Source organism: Oscillibacter sp., from assembly GCF_032018205.1.
In the GTDB taxonomy this organism is placed as follows: Bacteria; Bacillota; Clostridia; order Oscillospirales; family Oscillospiraceae; genus Oscillibacter.
In genome coordinates, this window is the sequence record NZ_DALZOY010000002.1 from 30,741 (window position 1) to 47,551 (window position 16,811).

Below are 16,811 nucleotides of genomic sequence, written 5' to 3' on the forward strand. Positions count from 1 at the left end.
GCGCACCCTGCATAAGATGGAACAGCGAGCTGTTCCTCCCGTCAATTTTAACAGATGCAAGGTGTTTATATATGTATCAGATGTATTCGAAAACATGTCCTTCAAACTCTATGCAGCACACCATCAAAAGCGGAGATACGCTCTGGAAACTCTCTCAGGCAAACGGCGTCAGCGTCCAGAGCATTCTGGACCTCAACCCGGGCGTTGATCCACGGAATCTGAAGATTGGCGCAACGCTCTGCATCCCTGCGTCCACATCCTCCGTATCTCCGTCGCCCCCATCCACTTCACCCGCGCCCCGCACTTGTCCAAGGGGTGCCTCCTCGTACATAATTCGTACTGGAGACACCTTGTGGAAGCTCTCCCAAACCCACGGAGTCAGCTTGCAAAGCATTCTGGACCTCAATCCGGGCGTGGACGCCCGAAACCTGCAAATCGGCGATGTAGTCTGCATTCCTCTTGCGCCCGCACCCGCACCGCAGCCGCCGGCTCCTACCCCTATGCCTACTCCAGTTCCTATGCCTACGCCGACTCCTACGCCTGTTCCAACTCCTACGCCTGTTCCAACTCCTACGCCTGTTCCAACTCCTATGCCGACTCCGCCCGCGCCGTCCCCCGTCTGCGGGGACGAAACCTTCTCCTATGCGGTTCAGCGAGGCGATACCTTGTGGCGGCTGGTGCAGGTTTTCGGCGTCAGTATGGAGAGCATCCTCAAGCTCAACCCGGGGCTGGAAGCCGACAATTTGCAGGCTGGAGACGTGATCTGCATTCCCCTCGTGCCCACTCCGAAGCCGGTTACTCCCGCGCCAAAGCCGGTTATGCCTGCGCCTAAGCCCGTTGTCCCTGCGCCCAAGCCCCCTGTCGTCTGCGGGGATGGGACCTTCTCTTATACAATTCAACGGGAAGATACCATCTGGAAGCTCGCCCAGATTTACGGTGTCAGCGTAGAAAGCATTCTCAAACTCAATCCCGGGATGGAATCCCAAAATCTGCAGGTGGGCACTGTAATCTGCATTCCCTTTGCCCCCACGCCGAAGCCGGTTACTCCCGCGCCAAAGCCCGTTACACCCGCTCCCAAACCTGTCACGCCTACACCGAAGCCCCCCATCGTCTGCGGGGACGAAACGTTTTCCTATACGCTTCAACAGGGGGACACTCTATGGAAGCTCGCCCAGATTTACGGCGTTAGCGTGCAAAGCATTCTCAAGCTCAATCCTGGGCTGGAGTCCCAAAATCTGCAGGTGGGCGCTGTAATCTGTGTCCCATTTGCCCCCGCGCCGGAACCGTCTGTTACGATGCCTATTACGATTACGCCCCCAACCATTACCGGCCCGACTATTACGGCTCCTTCCTTTACGTTCCCATCTATTACGTCTACGGGCATCACGCCGCCCTCCTTTACCCCTCCCTCTATCACCGCGCCAACCATTACCGCGCCCAAGATCACCTACCCCTCTGTGACGTCAAAGTCTTCGGAAACCACAACCACAAAACCCACCACACCGACTGCTTTGCCCACTATCTGCGGAGACGAAACCTTCCCCTATACCATTCGGCAGGGCGACACCCTCTGGAAACTTTCCCAGACGTACGGCGTCAGCGTGCGGAGCATCATGGACCTCAACTCCGGCCTGGATCCCCAGAACCTGCGCATCGGAAGCGTGATCTGCATTCCGGCCGATATGGAACCACCCGTGCAGATGCCCACGCAGCCGCCTGCACAACCGTCCACCCAGCCATCCACACAGCCGCAGGCTTCCACCGATACGTTCCTGTACAGAGTGAAGAAATGCGACAACATCTGCAAAATCGCAAAAGCCCACTGTGTCAGCGTGGAGAGCATTATTCGAAGCAACCCCAATATGCAGCTTTACTGCCTGAAGGAGGGCACGTATATCCTTATCCCCATGAATCGCTGCCAAGGGTCGGCCTGCCGTTACACCGTCAAGTGCGGGGACACCCTCAACCGGATTGCAAATCAGTTTAACCTCCCTCCCGCGGCAATTATGGCGGCAAATCCCAATGTGGACTTCGAAAACCTTGTGAAATGCCAGCGCATCTGCATTCCGAAGGAATAAGCTTTCTATGCTTTTTCTCCCCTCCAGAATCGGGCAGAGGCCCCGCCAAAAGGTGGGACCCCTTAGTCTGTGACGAAACCCGTATGACACCTCCCCGTCATCTGAGCTTTTTCGACAGGCTGAAGCGAGGGGCCGTTCTTTAAAGAACGGCCCCTCGCCTTTATGTGGCAATCCGGTTTGATTCAGTTCTGCGATTTTGCTTGCTGTTTGCGGGTCGCTCCGAAGGCAGAGGCCGCGTGCATCGCCCGCATCAGCTCCTCCGCGGTGATGCCCTGCGCGATGGCGTCCAGCCTGCTGCCGGGAACACACTGCTTGCGGCACCATGCCATAAGATCCTCCTCGGGAACCTGATCCAGACGGATGTCCTCCATGGTTACGGGAAGGCCCAGCCGGACCATAAAGTCCACCAGCTCCTCCGCCTGGGCCATGTCCGCCTCCGGGTCCAGCATCAACTGGGTCACGATGCCAAAGGAGACTTTCTCTCCGTGCATCACGGCGTGAAGCTGGGGAAAATCCGCCAGGCGGGTCCCCAACACGTGGACGGCAGCAGTTCCGCAGCTCTCCCAGCCGATGCCGGAGAGGAGAATGCTGGCCTCCGCCACCCGCTCGTAAGCGGGTGTGACCACGCCGCTTTTGGCGGCAAGAATTGCCGCCTCCGCGTCGGCCCGGATGACCTCGCAGCAAAGCTTTGCCATGGTCCGGGCCGTGATGGTGGGCAGATATTTCAGCCGCGTGGGCATATGACTGCGATAGCTTGGCTCCGCCTCCATATACGTGGCCAGAGAATCCGCGATGCCCGCAAGGAACATTCTCAGCGGCGCTTTGATGCACTCGGCGGTATCCACCAGCACGATGTCCGGGTTGGTGGGCCAGCCCTCCGTGTCGCTGAAGCTGCCGTCCTCGTTGTACCAGACGGTACAGGCGGTGGGCGGCGCGTCGCTGGAGAGAATGGTGGGTGCCACAATGCAGGGCACCCCCGCCTGATGGGCCACGCCCTTGCTCAGGTCCAGCGCCTTGCCGCCGCCAAGCCCGATGATTGCATCAGACCCGGCATCCTTCATTGCCGCCACCACCCGGGCGCATTCTGCCCGGGAGCACTGGCCTTCCAGCATATATTCTCCCGGCTGAATCCCGGCCTGCTCCATGGCAGGCAGCACCGCGCCCTCCGTGGAGGCTTTGGTACGATGACCCCAAAGCAGCATGGGCCTTCTAATTCCCCGCTCGCTTAAAAGCCCCGGCAGCTCCTGTAAAACGCCCGCTCCCTGCATATATCTGGAGGGAAGCGCGATTAGTTTTCCTCTCATTGATGTTCCTCCGTTTCCAGACAATAGAATACCACGGGGCAGCGCTCCGGGAAACCCTTTTTTTGCACGTTACTTGTTGTACTCATAAAAGCCCGCGCCGCTCTTCCTTCCCAAGCGTCCTGCATCCCGTAAGCGCTGAATCTGCGGAGAGGGACGGAATCTCTCGCCGTAGGCGCTGAAAAGAATCTCATCCACATTCATATTCAGGTCGTGGCCCGTCTGGTCGATGAGCTTGAAAATTCCCATGGGATGGCCTAACCCGTACAGGCAGATTTTGTCCACATCCTCCACGGAACACACGCCCTCTTCCACCAGACGGCAGGCCTCGAGATAAAACACATGGAACATGCGGTTCAGGGCAAAGCCCACCACGTCCTTCACGCGCACCGGCTCCTTGCCGATGGAACGCAGCACCTCAAATACCGTGTCCACTGTCTCTTCCCGTGTTTGAAGTCCGGGAATCACCTCCACCAGCTTCATGATGCTGGCGGGCGAATTGAAGTGGGTTCCGATGAACGCCCGGTCCGGTCCCACGGCGGCGGCCAGCTTTGTGATGGAGATGCTGGAGGTGTTGCTGGCGATAATGGTTTCCGGCTTGCAGACCATGTCCATGTGTTTATAGGCGTTGGTCTTGATGTCCAGACTTTCCAAAACCGCTTCCACAATCAGGTCGCAATCCGCCATGTCCGCCACATTTCCGCTGGCGGATACCCGGCCCAGAATTTGCTCTTTCTGGTCCTCCGTCATCTTTCCTTTGGCAATGCGGCGGTCCAGTGCCGCCGACTGCTTCTCCTTGCCCTTGTTTGCAAGCTCCTGATTCACGTCGGTCAAAACCGTTTCATAGCCGTTCATGGCAAAGCACAAGGCAATTTCAGAGCCCATCATGCCCGCTCCCAATACGCCAATTTTTTTCATTTCCATTGTATTTGCTCCTCTCAATCGCACCGCCGGATCAGCATGGCGGTGCCCATGCCGCCGCCCACGCAAAGCGTGGCCAGACCCAAGGTTTTCTCTCTCTTTTTCAGTTCGTGCATCAGCGTCACCAGAATCCGCACGCCGGAGGCCGCCACAGGATGACCCAGAGCGATGGCGCCGCCGTTGACATTGGTTTTTTCCAGAATGGCCTCCTTGGTCATTCCGTAGTGGGCGCTCCACTCCTTTACGCAGCCAAGGGACTGGGCGGCAAACGCCTCGTTCAACTCCATCAGGTCCACGTCCTTCAGGGACAGTTCCGCCTGATTCAGCGTCTTGATCACCGCCTTCACCGGTCCAAGACCCATGATGGCCGGGTCGATGCCCACTGTGGCCATGGAAACGATTTCCGCCATGGGCTTCCACCCGTTGGCCAGCACCGCCTCTTCAGAGGCCACCAGCATCACCGCCGCGCCGTCGTTGAGCTGGCAGGCGTTTCCGGCGGTCACGGTTCCGCCCTCGGCGGCCTTTTTAAAGGCGGGGCGCATTTTTGCAAGTGCCTCATACGTTGTTCCCGGGGTATTGCTCTCGTCAGTGTCAAACACAAATTCCCGTCCCTTGCGGTCCTGATAGCGGATGGGAACAATTTCATCCCGGAACCGGTCGGACTCGATAGCCTGCCGCGCCAGAGTCTGGGAACGGAGGGCAAATTCATCCTGCTCCTCCCTGGTAATTTCCTCTTTCACGGCCACATTTTCTGCCGTCATTCCCATCAGATAACCGTTGAACTGGTCAATCAGGCCGTCGCAGTACAGCGAGTCCTGCACATCCACGGAGGTGGGACCCATCTTGGTCCCTTTGCGGACTCGGTTGGTGAGAATATAGGGCACTTGAGACATATTTTCCACACCGCCAACCAGCACCAGATTTGCACCGGCCTGAATGGCGTTGTACGCCAGAATTCCCGCTTTCAGACCGCTGCCGCACTGCATGTTGACCGTGGTGGCGGGAACGTGGTCGGGGATGCCCGCCTCCAGCTCCGCCCGGCGGGCGATGGAGGGCCCCTGTCCGGCGGAATGCTGATGGGCCACCAGAACCTCATCAATCTCGGCCGGATTCACGCCGCTTTCCGCGATAACGGCCTTCATCACCTGCGCTGTCATATCTCCCGGCTTCACCGGGGACAGGCTTCCGAGAAATTTTCCGATTGCCGTGCGCTTAGCGGCAACGATGTATGCTTTTTTCATAATTATAAGACCCTCTTACTTTTGTTTTCATGGAAGAGGGCGGGGCGGTTTCGCCCCGCCCCATCATTACCAGATCAATCCCTCTTCCACAGCCTGACGGCGAAGCTCTTCCCGGAAATCCGGGTGGGCAATTCCGATCAGGGCTTCCGCCCGCTGGCTGACCGTTTTGCCGCTGAGATTCACCACGCCGTATTCCGTGCAGATATACTGCACATCAAACCGGGAAGTCGTCACGGGCGTGCCTGTCTCCATGTGGGGGATGATGCGGGAGACCGCGCCCTTTTTGGCGGTGGAAGGCAGGGTAATAAAGGACTTTCCGCCCTTGGACATCTGGGCGCCGCGGACGAAATCAATCTGTCCGCCGCAGCCGCTGTACTGCCTTCCGCCAATGGTGTCCGCGTTTACCTGACCCAGCAGGTCCACCTGCAAACAGGAGTTAATGGAAATCACATTGTCGTTCTGCGCAATGACATAGGGGTCGTTGGTATAGTCCACCGGCACCACCAGAAGATCCGGATTGTGGTCCGCGAAATCAAACAGGCGCTTGGTGCCGATTAGGAAGTTGGAGACAATTTTTCCCTTGTCCAGCGTTTTGCAGCTATTGTCAATGGCGCCGGACTCATAGAGGTCGATAATTCCGTCGGACAGCACCTCGGAATGAATACCCAGATGCTTTTTGTCCTTCAGGAAATTCAAAATGGCGTTGGGCAGGCCGCCGATTCCAAGCTGCAAGCAGGCACCGTCCTGTATAAAAGGAACGATGTGGGCGGCGATCTGCTCTTCAACACCGCCCGTCTCGCTCTTGGTGAGCTCCGGCAGGGGCTGATCCTGAATTACAATGTAGTCCAGCTTATCCAGCGAAACCTTGGCCCCATATGTCCACGGCAGAGAGGGATTGATCTGTGCCACCACGGTTTTTGCGGCCTCCATGTTGGCAACGGAATAGTCCGCGTTCAGTGCGTAGCTGCAATTGCCCTCTTCGTCCGGCTCCGTCAGCATCACAAAAAACACATCCGCGGGATGCTCGCGGTAGTATTTGGGCATCTGGTAGTAGAACGCGGGCAGGGGGTCCACCCGTCCCTCCCGGTATGCCTGCCGGGTGCCCCGGTCCAAAAACTGGCTGACGTGGCGGAAAATCCCCGCATACTGAGGCTCCAGAAAACGGGGCGTCTCCCAGATATTGTGGGCGATGACCTTTACGTCCTTCAGCTCCGACGCCCGGTCCGTCAGCGCGTCCATCAGGTGCATGGCCGTGCCCGCCGCCTGCTGAAGCACCACGGTGTCTCCGGATTTCACACATTTGACAGCCTGCGCCGCAGAGACGATTTTATCTTGATAGGTTGCTTTCCAATCCATTTTTTCTTATCACCTTTTCAATCAGGATCCATAGCCGAACAGCCAGGGGATGCCCAGCGAAATCACCGGGATATAGGTCACCAGCATCAGCGCCACAATCAGCGCCAGCAGGAAGGGCACAATCCGTTTGCACAGAGACATAAACTGAATATTACCAAGAGAGCTGGCCACAAACAGGTTCAGGCCCACCGGCGGCGTGCAGAAGCCGATTGCCACGTTCAGGCACATCATCAGGCCAAAGTGGATGATATCCACACCGTAGTCGGCGGCAATGGGCTGAAGGATGGGCGCCAGAATGAGAATGGCGGGGGTTCCGTCCATGACGCAGCCCACCAGCAGCAGGAACACGTTCATGGCAAGCAGCACGAGAATGCGGCTGTCGGTCAGTCCGCCGATCCAGTTTGCCAGCTCCATGGGAATCTTCTCCAGCGTCAGCATCCGGGCCAGCGCCGTGGCGGTGCCCACGATGACCATGATGGTGGCGGTGGTGACGGCAGAGGTTGAAAGAGAAGCCACCAACTTTTTAAAGGTCAGCTCGCGATAAATCAGGAAGCCCACCATAAGGGCATACACAACAGCCACGGCGGCCGCCTCGGTGGGAGTGAAAATACTGCCGTAGATGCCGCCCAGAATGATGACGGGAACCAGCAGCGCGCCGATGGCGGAGACGAAGGTCTGGCCCACCCGCTTCCATGTAAACTGCCGCCCGTTGCCCTGCCAGCCGTTTTTCCGGCAGATATACTGGGACACGGCAATCAGCAAAACGCCGCACAGGATGCCGGGGCCAAAGCCGCCCATGAACATGGTGGCAATGGAGGCGTTGGTTGCCACGCCATAGGTCACAAAGGGAATGGACGGCGGAATCAGCACGCCCAGCACACCGGCGGCGGCGATCAGCGCATAGGAAAAGCCCTTGGAATATCCCTGCTTAATCATGGAGGGAACCATGATGACGCCGATGGTGGCCACGGTGGCCGCCGCAGAACCAGAAATGGCGCCGAAGAACATACAGGCCAGAACGGTGACAATTGCCAAGCCGCCCTGCCTGTGGCCCACCATGGAGTCCGCAAAGTCAATCAGCCGTTTGCTCAGGCCGCCGCCCTCCATCAGAGCGCCCGCCAGAATGAACAGCGGAATCGCCATCAGCGTGAAGGAATCGCAGGCCGTAAACATGGTCTGGGCAATATAGGAAAGGCCAAAGGAACCGGAGGTAAGCATGTACAACGTCACGGACATGCCGATGGACCAAGCGATGGGGACGTTCAGCACCAGCAGAATAAAAAAGGTGCCAATCAAAATCAATCCTGCATTCATTCCGCTTCCCCTCCCTGCTTCATCATTTTTTCGCTATCAGTCTCTTCCATGGGAAGAACGCCGATAAGCTGCTTTACAAGGACCACCAATCGCTGAAGCCCACGCACAATCATCATACCCGCGCCCACATAAGGCGCCGCGTATGCAAACTGCATATTAATTTTGTTGGCTGCGGAATACTGGGGCCGCACGCCCATGGAACTGAGAACCTGCATGCCCACATAGCACAGCATGAAAAAGAACGCCAGTGAAATCAAAGATGCGATGATATACAGTACGACCCGGGCCTTGCCCTTGAGAATCATGGGCAGCAGGTCCACAGACATGTGGTTGCCATTTCTCACGCCCTTGCTGGCCGCGAGATAAATGACCCAAATGCACAGGTAACGGGCGCTTTCCTCCGTCCAGCCCACGGGAAGTCCCAGGGCCCGGAATACCACCTGAATGAAAATAATGGCGCAGGTGATAAAAAAGAGAACGGCGCAGACATAGGTTTCAAAGAAATTTAAAACCCGGTCCAAAATCTGGTTTGCTTTTGCCATTGTTATCTCCTCTCCGCTGCCGCCTCCCGGAGACTTCCGGGAGGCGGCGGAATTTCATGCGTATTTATTTCTCTACGCCGGTGATTGCTTCCAATTCGCCGTTGGTGAACTTGTCATTGCAAACCTGAATCTTCTCCATGTAGGTGTCCAGATTCGGCTCGGTGCCCTGCTGACGGAACCAGTCGTACACACCGGTGGTGGTGGCCTTGAACGCCTCGCGCTCTTCGTCGGTGAGACGGGTGACGGTCATGCCGCCATCGGACAACTCCTGATATGCGCCCTCTTCGCCCTCGGCGGACAGCTTGAGCTGATACTGGGTGGCCTCCTGCGCAGCCTGATCCACCACGGCCTGAAGCTCGGCGGGCAGGGACTGATAGAAGTCATAGTTGATGGAAATGGCGGTGGCGTCGTAAACGGCGGCCACATCGGTGATATACTTCTGCACCTCGTCATAGTTACCGGTGGAGGCGATCAGCGCGGGATTCACCTGACCGTCGACGGTTTTCTGCTGCATGGCGGTGAACAGCTCAGAGAAGGCCATGGGCATGGGATTTCCGCCCATGTCGGTGTAAACCTTCAGCAGGATGTCGTTCTCCTGCGTACGAATCTTCAGACCCTTCAGATCCGCAGGGGTCTTAACCTCCCGCACGGAGTTGGTCAGGGCCTGCCAGCCGTTCTCAAAGAACGCCAGAGGATAAATGCCGCTCTCCTCGGCAATCTTCTTTGTCAGCGCTTTGCCATCCTCACTGTTCAGGAAGTTCTGGATGGACTCGCGGCTGTTGAACAGATAGGGAAGCTGCATGAACTTGAAGCTGTCGGTAAAGTTGGCCAGCACCACGGCGCCGCCCTCGGCCATTTGGATGTTGCCCTGCTGGCACTGCTCGTAATACTCTCTGTTGGAGCCAAGCTGGCCGTTGGGATAGACATCCACCTCGATACGGCCATCGGAGTACTTCTCCGCCAACTCTTCAAACTTGTATAAGCCCTGAGTGATGGGATGCTCTTCAGCCACAGAACCGGCCAACTGAATTTTGTAGGTTTCTCCACCCGCCTGAGAGCCTTGAGAACTCTGGCTGCTGCCGCCGCACCCGGCCAGCAGAGTGCTGACCGAAAGCAAGGCCATGAGCAGTGCGCTTAACTTTTTCATCTTCATAGTCTTCCTCCATATTTTAATTGGCAATAAATCGTGCCTTATCAACCCTAGAGCAATTACCATGCCATTTCCAAGGATATATTTTGCACAAATTTTAATTGAATAATTTGTCTGATGTTTATAATTGTTTTAAAAAGTCTAAAAATGTAGAAAAAGCTGTCTATATTTTTAGAAAGTCTAAAAATATAGACAGCTTGCAATTTTGCGCAGACATGCTTAATCCTGGCCTGCCGCTTTCAGTTTTTTATAAAGCCCGGAGCGACTCACCTGTAAACAGTCTGCGGTTTTGTCCACATCTCCGCCATTCTCCCCCAGAACCCGACGGATATAAGACGCCTCCAATTCCGCCATCACCTGCTTCAGCGGTCTCTGACCCTCGGGCAGGGCAGGCGGGTCTGCCTCCTTGGCGGCATTGCCTCCGCCTATTTCCGTCTCCCACGAGGAAAGCTCCCCAATGAGCACAAAGCGCTCGATGGTGTTGCGCAGCTCCCGGATGTTGCCGGGCCAACTGTAATTTTGCAAATTTGCCAACTCCTGTGCGGACAAAACCCTGGCCTTTCCGTGCTTGCGGTTAAACTGGGCCAGAAAAACGCTGGCAAGAGCCCGCAGGTCCCCCGGCCGTTCCCGCAGAGGCGGAATCGTGATTGGTACCACGTTGAGCCGGTAGTACAAATCCTCCCGAAAGGCTTTTTCCGCCACCATCCGCTTCAAATCCCGATTGGTGGCGGCAATAATTCGCACATCCGTCTTCTGCGTCTTGCTTCCACCCACGCGGCGGAACTCTCCGCTCTCCAGCACCCTGAGAAGCTTTGCCTGCGCAGTCAGAGGCAGCTCTCCCACCTCGTCCATAAAGATAATCCCGCCGTTGGCCACCTCGAACAAGCCGGCCCGGCCCTCCTTCAAAGCGCCGGTAAAGGCCCCCTTTTCATAACCAAAAAGCTCAGCCTCAATCAGCTCGTTGGGGATGGCCGCGCAGTTCACCGGCACAAATACCGCGTCCCTCCTTCCGCTGTGGCGGCGGATGAAGTTGGTGGCAACTTCCTTACCCACGCCGGACTCTCCGTAAAGCATAATCGTGCTGTCCATCCGTGCCAGCGTTTCCAGAATGGAAAATATTTTCCGGGTGGCGGGATCGTCCGCCACAACCTGATTTTCCCCGCGGTAATCGGTCATCTCCATGGCGGCCTGATAGCCCTTGAGCTTTTCCTTTTCCCGCTGCAGCTCCTTTTGAAACGTCTCCAGAATATCCAGTCTGCGGCTATATGTCACCACCATGCGCAGCTCGCCCGCCTCGTCAAAAATCGGCGTACTGACACAGGCCACTTCCTGTCCGGTCCTATTAAAATATGTGCCCAGCGCCTGTCTCCGGGTGCGAAGCACCTCGTCCGTCATGGAGTAGCTGACATAGCCCTCTGCCCGAAGCTGATAAATATCCATGCTTAAAAGCTGCTCCAAAGGGCAACAGAGCACCTGCACCGAATCTTCATTTGCATAGATGATTTTTCCGCGTCCATCAGTGGCAAACAAATCCGCGCAGCAATTTTCCAGAATCAGATGATACTCCTGATCAGTCAGATGGGCTCTTACTTTTTCAGACATGGTTCCGCTTGCGCCCCCTCTCCTGCAATGTCCTTTGTTTTCATCTTGTGGGCATAGTATATCTTAACCCGTCTGGGCGGGTCAAGTAAAAGTCTTGTCCAGACCTCCCCCCTAGAAGGGTCCCACGGGCGTTTATTGTGCGCTCTTTCGTATGCCCGATATTAAGCGCGGCTTGTCCCTTCTCCGTCTTCCACATCGGCCCCTCCATTGCCATACCATTCCCCATCAACAGCCACCGATTCTCGTATTCAGCTAAAAAAACGCAGAGGCCCCGCCAAAAGGCGGGACCTCTGCGTTTTAAGCGCCGACTTTCGCCGGACTCATTGGAATTTTCACAGGTTGCAGATCTGATTCTGGAGAAGCGTTCCCACTGTGTCGGCAAACTGATCCAGCCGCCGGATGCGGGTGAAATTCCGCCCGTAGATGGTCCGGGCGGCAGGCAAGTCCTCATCCTCCCCGGTGAAAACGCACACCACGGCCGCGCCGGTGCGGGAAAGACTGCGCACCTCCTGCGCCGTATCCACCACGCCCATGCGGTCCACATAATCCCGAAAGCCGCCGCTCCGGGCAATTTTAATCACATCGTTGGGCTTTGCGTCGGACAGGAGAATCACCAGCCGGTGCTCGCAAGGCGCGTCCTCCAAATCCCGGCCCAACGCGCGGACAGCCAGCCCGTCCCGGTTGCAGCCGGTGGTGAAATAGTGAAAGATCATCTCGTTCCGATCCGTCTCCCCATAGTCCCGGAAGCGGGTCAAAACCGTGTAGCCGCTGAGGGAACAAAACGCCGTCACCCGCACGGGAATGCCGCATCGGGTCAGGCTCTCTGCAATCATATACCCCTGCGAGGAAACAGTCTCCTGCCGGGAAATCTGGGAGGTGGAGGAATCCAGCAAAAGGTCCACGCACAGTGCGCCCGGGTCTCCCCGCAGGATGCGGGTGAAAATCTTGTCATCTCCCAGGCATTCCGCCCGCCAGACTCTCGCCGCGTCCAGCAGCCCCGCGGAGGTCCGCACGGTTTCGGGCTGTAAATGGGTCTGCATGGCGTTGCGGATACGGGCCGTCAGCCGCGCCACGGTCATCCGGTTGACGGTGGAGTTCGCCTCATAGGCCGCTTTGTTCTTCTCCATCTGCCGCAGCGCCGCCCTGCGCTGCTCTGCCGCGAAGCCCCGGGCGTGCTTGTCAAGCTCCGCCCCGCCCCGGGCGTAATAAAGGTTGCAGCCCTTGTGGTCCCCCGTGCACAGCTCCCGCTCCAAGCGCTGCACTTTGTCCGTCGGGTACAGCGACGCGCCGAAATAGCTGGAAATATAGGCCCGGAGAGCCTCCTCGCTCTGTGCCAAAGTCATCTCTCCCAGCCGCCGCTGGGGCGCGGGGCCGCCGCCCCCTTCCACAGCCTGAGCGTGCTCTCCAAAGCCGAAGCCAAACTCCCGAAGGCTGGGCAGCGGGGCTTTGTTTTTCTGCCGCCTGCCAAACAGGTGCAGTCTTCTCACAGCTCGCAGCTTCTCCGGGTCTTCGGCGTCTGGGGCGTCCGCGGGCGCATACCCAAACCAGACCGCAAGCGCCTGCCCCAACCGCTGGGCAAGCGCCGCCCCGTCCAGCTCTCCCGGCAGGTCCAGCGCGGCAAGAATCTCCCGGTCGCTGCCCTTCAGCCCGCAGTCATGTCCTAAAATCTCCCGGCAGCGTCCGACCGAAAGAACATGGACAAGCCGATCCGAAGGAGCCCGTTCAAAGGCCTCCAGCGTTTTGCGGGCATAGCTCTGCCGCAGCGCCGCCATGGCGGGGCGGCTGTCTCGCTCCTGCGCAAACGCCGCGCTCTCCAGTCCCAGCCACGCGAGCTGCTCATAAATCCGGCGGTCTGGCAAGCCCTCGAAAGAAGCAAACAGGCTTTCCAGCGCGCCGCCCCAGTCCCGGCGGACGCAACCCGCCACCGTGTTCCAGTATAAATCCGCGCGGCCCTGCGCGTCATAGGTTTTCAGTTCCGGCTCGAACTCGTATTCTTCCGCCGCCGTCCAGACCTGATTTCTTGCCCGGCGTTGCTCGTGCTCCTGAATTTCCATCAGAGCGCAAAGGCTTCCCGGCCCGACAGGTCTTCCGGCACCCGGCTTTTTACCACGTCCTCCACCAACTGGCGCTCGAACTCATCAAAGCACTTGTTCACAATGCCAAGCTCCAGCGCCCGGACGGCGGGCAGTCCCTGCCGCATCAGGCGGACGGCGGCAAGCAGGCCCCGCAGGTCCAGCGCCTTTGTGGAAATCTCCGCGCTGTCGCACTTTCTGCGGATGTCAGTAAACAAACTTGTCATCTGGTCGGCATAGGCGGGCTTCAGCTCCGGAAACTCCCGCCCCAGAAGCTTTAGAAGATTTTCCTCCGTGATGGATGGCATATTGATGACAAGGAACCGGGAGGCCAGCGCTTCATTCAAGTCCCGGGTTCCGGCATAGCCATAGTTCATCGTGGCGATAAAGCGGGAAGCTTCAGACAGCGGGATACGGTCATAGCCCGGTACGTCGATGCAGCGGCGAAAGTCCAGCGCGGCGTGGAGCACGGCCAGAGATTCGTTTTTTGCCATGTTGATTTCATCCAGCACGCCGAAGCCCCCTTCCAGCGCACAGCGGGCAATGGGCCCGTGGCGCAGGGAAACCTCCCCTCCGCAGAGGGTATCCGTCCCGATCAGAGAGGCCGCGTCGGTGTTGATGTAAAACGACACGTCCCACTGGGGCCGCCCGAATAGGGCGGAGAGATTTTCCGCCAAGTCATTTTTTCCCGTGGCTTTGGGGCCTGCCAGCAACAGATGCTCGCCGCTCAAAAGTGCGGAGATGGCCTCCTCCCAGATTTCCTTACCGTAATAGGGATAGCGGGGCTTTGGAATGCGGTGGAGCGCCGCTTCCCGCACCGGGGACTGGTGATTTTTCCAGTTCTCCGCCGCCTGCAAAAGGGCCTCACTCACGCCCTCAGCCCGTAAAAAATCCATCAGCTCGCCCATATCGTCCTCCGTTCCGCAGGCGGCTGCGGGTCGCCTGCCTCGTGTTTTTCCTTCTTTTGTTATACGCGAGTTTTTCTGTCTTGTCAAACCTTGCCCTGGCTATTCCGACAGCATTTCAAGAAAAACCGACAAAAGACGGTTGTATCTTGCCGCTGGAGGTAGTAAACTGACAAAAATGCTTTCTCGCAGGCGCGGGACTGCACCGGGCAGCTTTATGGCAGCTTCCCGGAATGCGCAGGTCCCGAAGCCACGCCTGCGGGCGGCTATTTTCATGAGCTATGCAAAGCAGACAGGAATATGGAAAAGGAGTGAGAAGCCCATGAGCAGACTTGACATCAACACGCCCAGTCAGGCCCAATCCGTGGTGGATCAGCTATACCGCGGCATGGAACGCCGCATCGCAGCCAGTCCTCCGGGCCTGTGCCCCATCGACATGGCGCTGAACTTTCTGAATCTCTGCCATGCCCAGACCTGCGGCAAGTGCGCCCCGTGCCGCATCGGACTGGGGCAGCTTTCCAATATGCTGCGAGGCGTTCTGGACGGAGAGGCGGATGTCCGCGCCATTCACCGCATTGAGGTGACGGCCCAAGCCATTGTGGACACCGCCGACTGTGCCATCGGCATCAACGCCGCCCAACTGGTTCTCATGGGCCTTCTGGGCTTTCGGGACGATTATGAGGAGCACATCCTCCGCCACCGGTGCTTGGGCAGCCTGAAAAACCCGGTACCCTGCGTGGCCCTGTGCCCCGCAGGGGTGGACATTCCCGGCTACATCGCCCTGATTAACGCTGGGCGGTACGGCGACGCGGTGAAGCTCATCCGCAAGGACAATCCCTTCCCCATCGCCTGCGCTTACATCTGCGAGCATCCCTGCGAGGCCCGCTGCCGCCGAAACATGGTGGATGATCCCCTGAACATCCGGGGACTGAAGCGGTACGCCGTGGATCAGGCCGGCGAAGTACCCCAGCCCGCCTGCGCACCCTCCACGGGGAAGACCGTGGCCGTAGTGGGCGGCGGCCCCGGCGGTCTGTCCGCCGCGTATTACCTCACATTGATGGGCCACCGTGTCACCGTGTTTGAAAAGCAGAAGCACCTTGGCGGGATGCTGCGCTACGGCATCCCCAGCTATCGCTTTCCCCGGGAAAAGCTGGACGAGGAGATTGCCTCCATCTTGTCCCTCGGCGTGGAGGTCCACACAGAGGTGGATGTGGGCACCAGTCCCTCGCTGGATGAGCTGCGCCGGAAGTATGACTGCCTGTATCTCTCCGTGGGCGCCCACACCGACAAGAAAACGGGCATTCCCGGTGAGGACAGTCTGGGCGTGGTTTCGGCCGTGGAGCTGCTGCGCCGCATCGGCGACGGGGAACTGCCGGACTTTGCCGGGATGAACGTGGTGGTCATCGGCGGCGGCAACGTGGCCATGGACGTCACCCGCTCCGCTCTTCGTCTGGGGGCGGCAAAGGTTTCCTGCGTATACCGCCGCCGTCAGGCGGACATGACCGCCCAGCAGGAGGAGATAGAGGGCGCTATCGCCGAGGGCGCGGAGGTTTTGACGCTGGAGGCCCCTCTGCGGATCGAAGCCAACGAGTCGGGCCGCGCGGTGGCCCTGTGGGTCAGGCCCCAGATTATTGGCGAGATGGACTCTCTGGGCCGTCCCCGGCCCAACGACGCGGATGTGGATACCCGGCGCATTCCCGCCGACGTGGTAATCGTGGCCATTGGGCAAGGCATTGAAACCCATGGCTTTGAGCAGAGCGGCGTGAAAATCCAGCGTGGCGGCACAGTGCTGGCGGCTTCCAGCACCCAGCTTCCCGACGTGGAAGGCGTGTTTGCCGGGGGCGACTGCGTCACCGGCCCCGCCACCGTCATCCGCGCCATCGCGGCGGGGAAGGTTGCCGCCGCCAATATCGACGAGTACTTAGGGTTCAACCACGAGATTGTGACGGATGTGCAGATTCCCACCCCCGACCTCTCCGACTTGAGGCCCCGTGGCCGCATCAACACCGGCGAGCGGGACGCGGGAGAACGCGTGCACGATTTCCAGTGCATTGAGTGTGGCTTTACCGATCAGGAGGCCCGGGAGGAATCCTCCCGCTGCCTGCGCTGCGACCACTTTGGCTACGGGATTTTCAAGGGAGGACGTGTGGAAAAATGGTAAATATTGAAATTAACGGACGTTTTCTTTCCGTCCCCGAGGGATCCACGATTTTAAGCGCGGCTCAGGAGGCAGGCATCCCCATTCCTCACCTGTGCTATCTGAAGGAAATCAACGAAATTGCCGCCTGCCGCATCTGCGTGGTGGAGCTGGAGGGGACCCAGCGGCTTA

The 16,811-nt window shown here is 58.3% G+C and carries 13 protein-coding genes and 1 pseudogene; 4 read left to right on the forward strand and 10 right to left on the reverse strand.

Translation table 11 applies throughout. From position 1 onward, the window contains the following. Nucleotides 1-110 precede the first annotated feature (110 nt). Nucleotides 111-398, forward strand: a pseudogene (locus RTU96_RS14725) (LysM peptidoglycan-binding domain-containing protein); the annotation flags it as partial. A 192-nt stretch (nt 399-590) separates the two neighbouring features. After that, nucleotides 591-2,078 (forward strand): LysM peptidoglycan-binding domain-containing protein, encoded by a 1,488-nt coding sequence (locus tag RTU96_RS01645; protein ID WP_312634591.1) that lies wholly within the window; start codon nt 591-593, stop codon nt 2,076-2,078. Between the two features lie 182 nt (nt 2,079-2,260). Here RTU96_RS01645 and RTU96_RS01650 read toward each other — a convergent pair whose 3' ends face one another. From RTU96_RS01650 to RTU96_RS01695, 10 genes are all read right to left on the reverse strand, one after another. Then, nucleotides 2,261-3,382 (reverse strand): glycerol dehydrogenase, encoded by a 1,122-nt coding sequence (locus RTU96_RS01650; protein ID WP_312634592.1) that lies wholly within the window; start codon nt 3,380-3,382, stop codon nt 2,261-2,263. A 69-nt stretch (nt 3,383-3,451) separates the two neighbouring features. Next, on the reverse strand, nt 3,452-4,303 hold the full coding sequence (locus RTU96_RS01655; RefSeq protein ID WP_312634593.1) for a 3-hydroxyacyl-CoA dehydrogenase family protein: 852 nt from the start codon (nt 4,301-4,303) through the stop codon (nt 3,452-3,454). A gap of 14 nt (nt 4,304-4,317) precedes the next feature. Continuing rightward, complete coding sequence (locus RTU96_RS01660) at nt 4,318-5,541, reverse strand: acetyl-CoA C-acyltransferase (protein ID WP_312634594.1); 1,224 nt, start codon at nt 5,539-5,541, stop codon at nt 4,318-4,320. A gap of 66 nt (nt 5,542-5,607) precedes the next feature. Continuing rightward, a complete protein-coding gene (locus RTU96_RS01665) occupies nt 5,608-6,897 on the reverse strand; it encodes an acetyl-CoA hydrolase/transferase C-terminal domain-containing protein (protein ID WP_312634595.1) in 1,290 nt (429 codons plus the stop codon). A gap of 21 nt (nt 6,898-6,918) precedes the next feature. After that, nucleotides 6,919-8,211, reverse strand: coding sequence for a TRAP transporter large permease (locus RTU96_RS01670; RefSeq protein WP_312634597.1), 1,293 nt, complete (start codon nt 8,209-8,211; stop codon nt 6,919-6,921). After that, nucleotides 8,208-8,753 carry a TRAP transporter small permease gene (locus RTU96_RS01675; protein WP_312634600.1) on the reverse strand — a complete coding sequence of 182 codons (546 nt, stop codon included), beginning with the start codon at nt 8,751-8,753 and terminating at the stop codon, nt 8,208-8,210. Before RTU96_RS01675 ends, RTU96_RS01670 begins: the two co-directional genes overlap by 4 nt. A gap of 64 nt (nt 8,754-8,817) precedes the next feature. Further along, nucleotides 8,818-9,906, reverse strand: a complete 1,089-nt coding sequence (locus RTU96_RS01680; RefSeq protein WP_312634602.1) for a TRAP transporter substrate-binding protein — start codon at nt 9,904-9,906, stop codon at nt 8,818-8,820. Between the two features lie 216 nt (nt 9,907-10,122). Next, nucleotides 10,123-11,505, reverse strand: coding sequence for a sigma 54-interacting transcriptional regulator (locus tag RTU96_RS01685; RefSeq protein WP_312634605.1), 1,383 nt, complete (start codon nt 11,503-11,505; stop codon nt 10,123-10,125). A 332-nt stretch (nt 11,506-11,837) separates the two neighbouring features. Beyond that, the gene (locus RTU96_RS01690; protein WP_312634606.1) at nt 11,838-13,559 is read right to left on the reverse strand and encodes a hypothetical protein; all 1,722 of its coding nucleotides are present in this window, start codon (nt 13,557-13,559) and stop codon (nt 11,838-11,840) included. Then, the gene (locus tag RTU96_RS01695; protein ID WP_312634607.1) at nt 13,559-14,485 is read right to left on the reverse strand and encodes a MoxR family ATPase; all 927 of its coding nucleotides are present in this window, start codon (nt 14,483-14,485) and stop codon (nt 13,559-13,561) included. The genes RTU96_RS01690 and RTU96_RS01695 overlap by 1 nt, the downstream gene beginning before the upstream one ends. Before the next feature lie 319 nt (nt 14,486-14,804). On the opposite strand from RTU96_RS01695, the gene RTU96_RS01700 reads away from it, so the two are divergent. Together RTU96_RS01700 and RTU96_RS01705 are read left to right on the forward strand one after the other, a co-directional pair. After that, a complete protein-coding gene (locus tag RTU96_RS01700) occupies nt 14,805-16,643 on the forward strand; it encodes an NAD(P)-binding protein (protein ID WP_312634608.1) in 1,839 nt (612 codons plus the stop codon). Next, a partial coding sequence (locus RTU96_RS01705; protein WP_397356319.1) for a 2Fe-2S iron-sulfur cluster-binding protein occupies nt 16,637-16,811 on the forward strand: 175 nt, incomplete at its 3' end. The genes RTU96_RS01700 and RTU96_RS01705, both read left to right, overlap by 7 nt.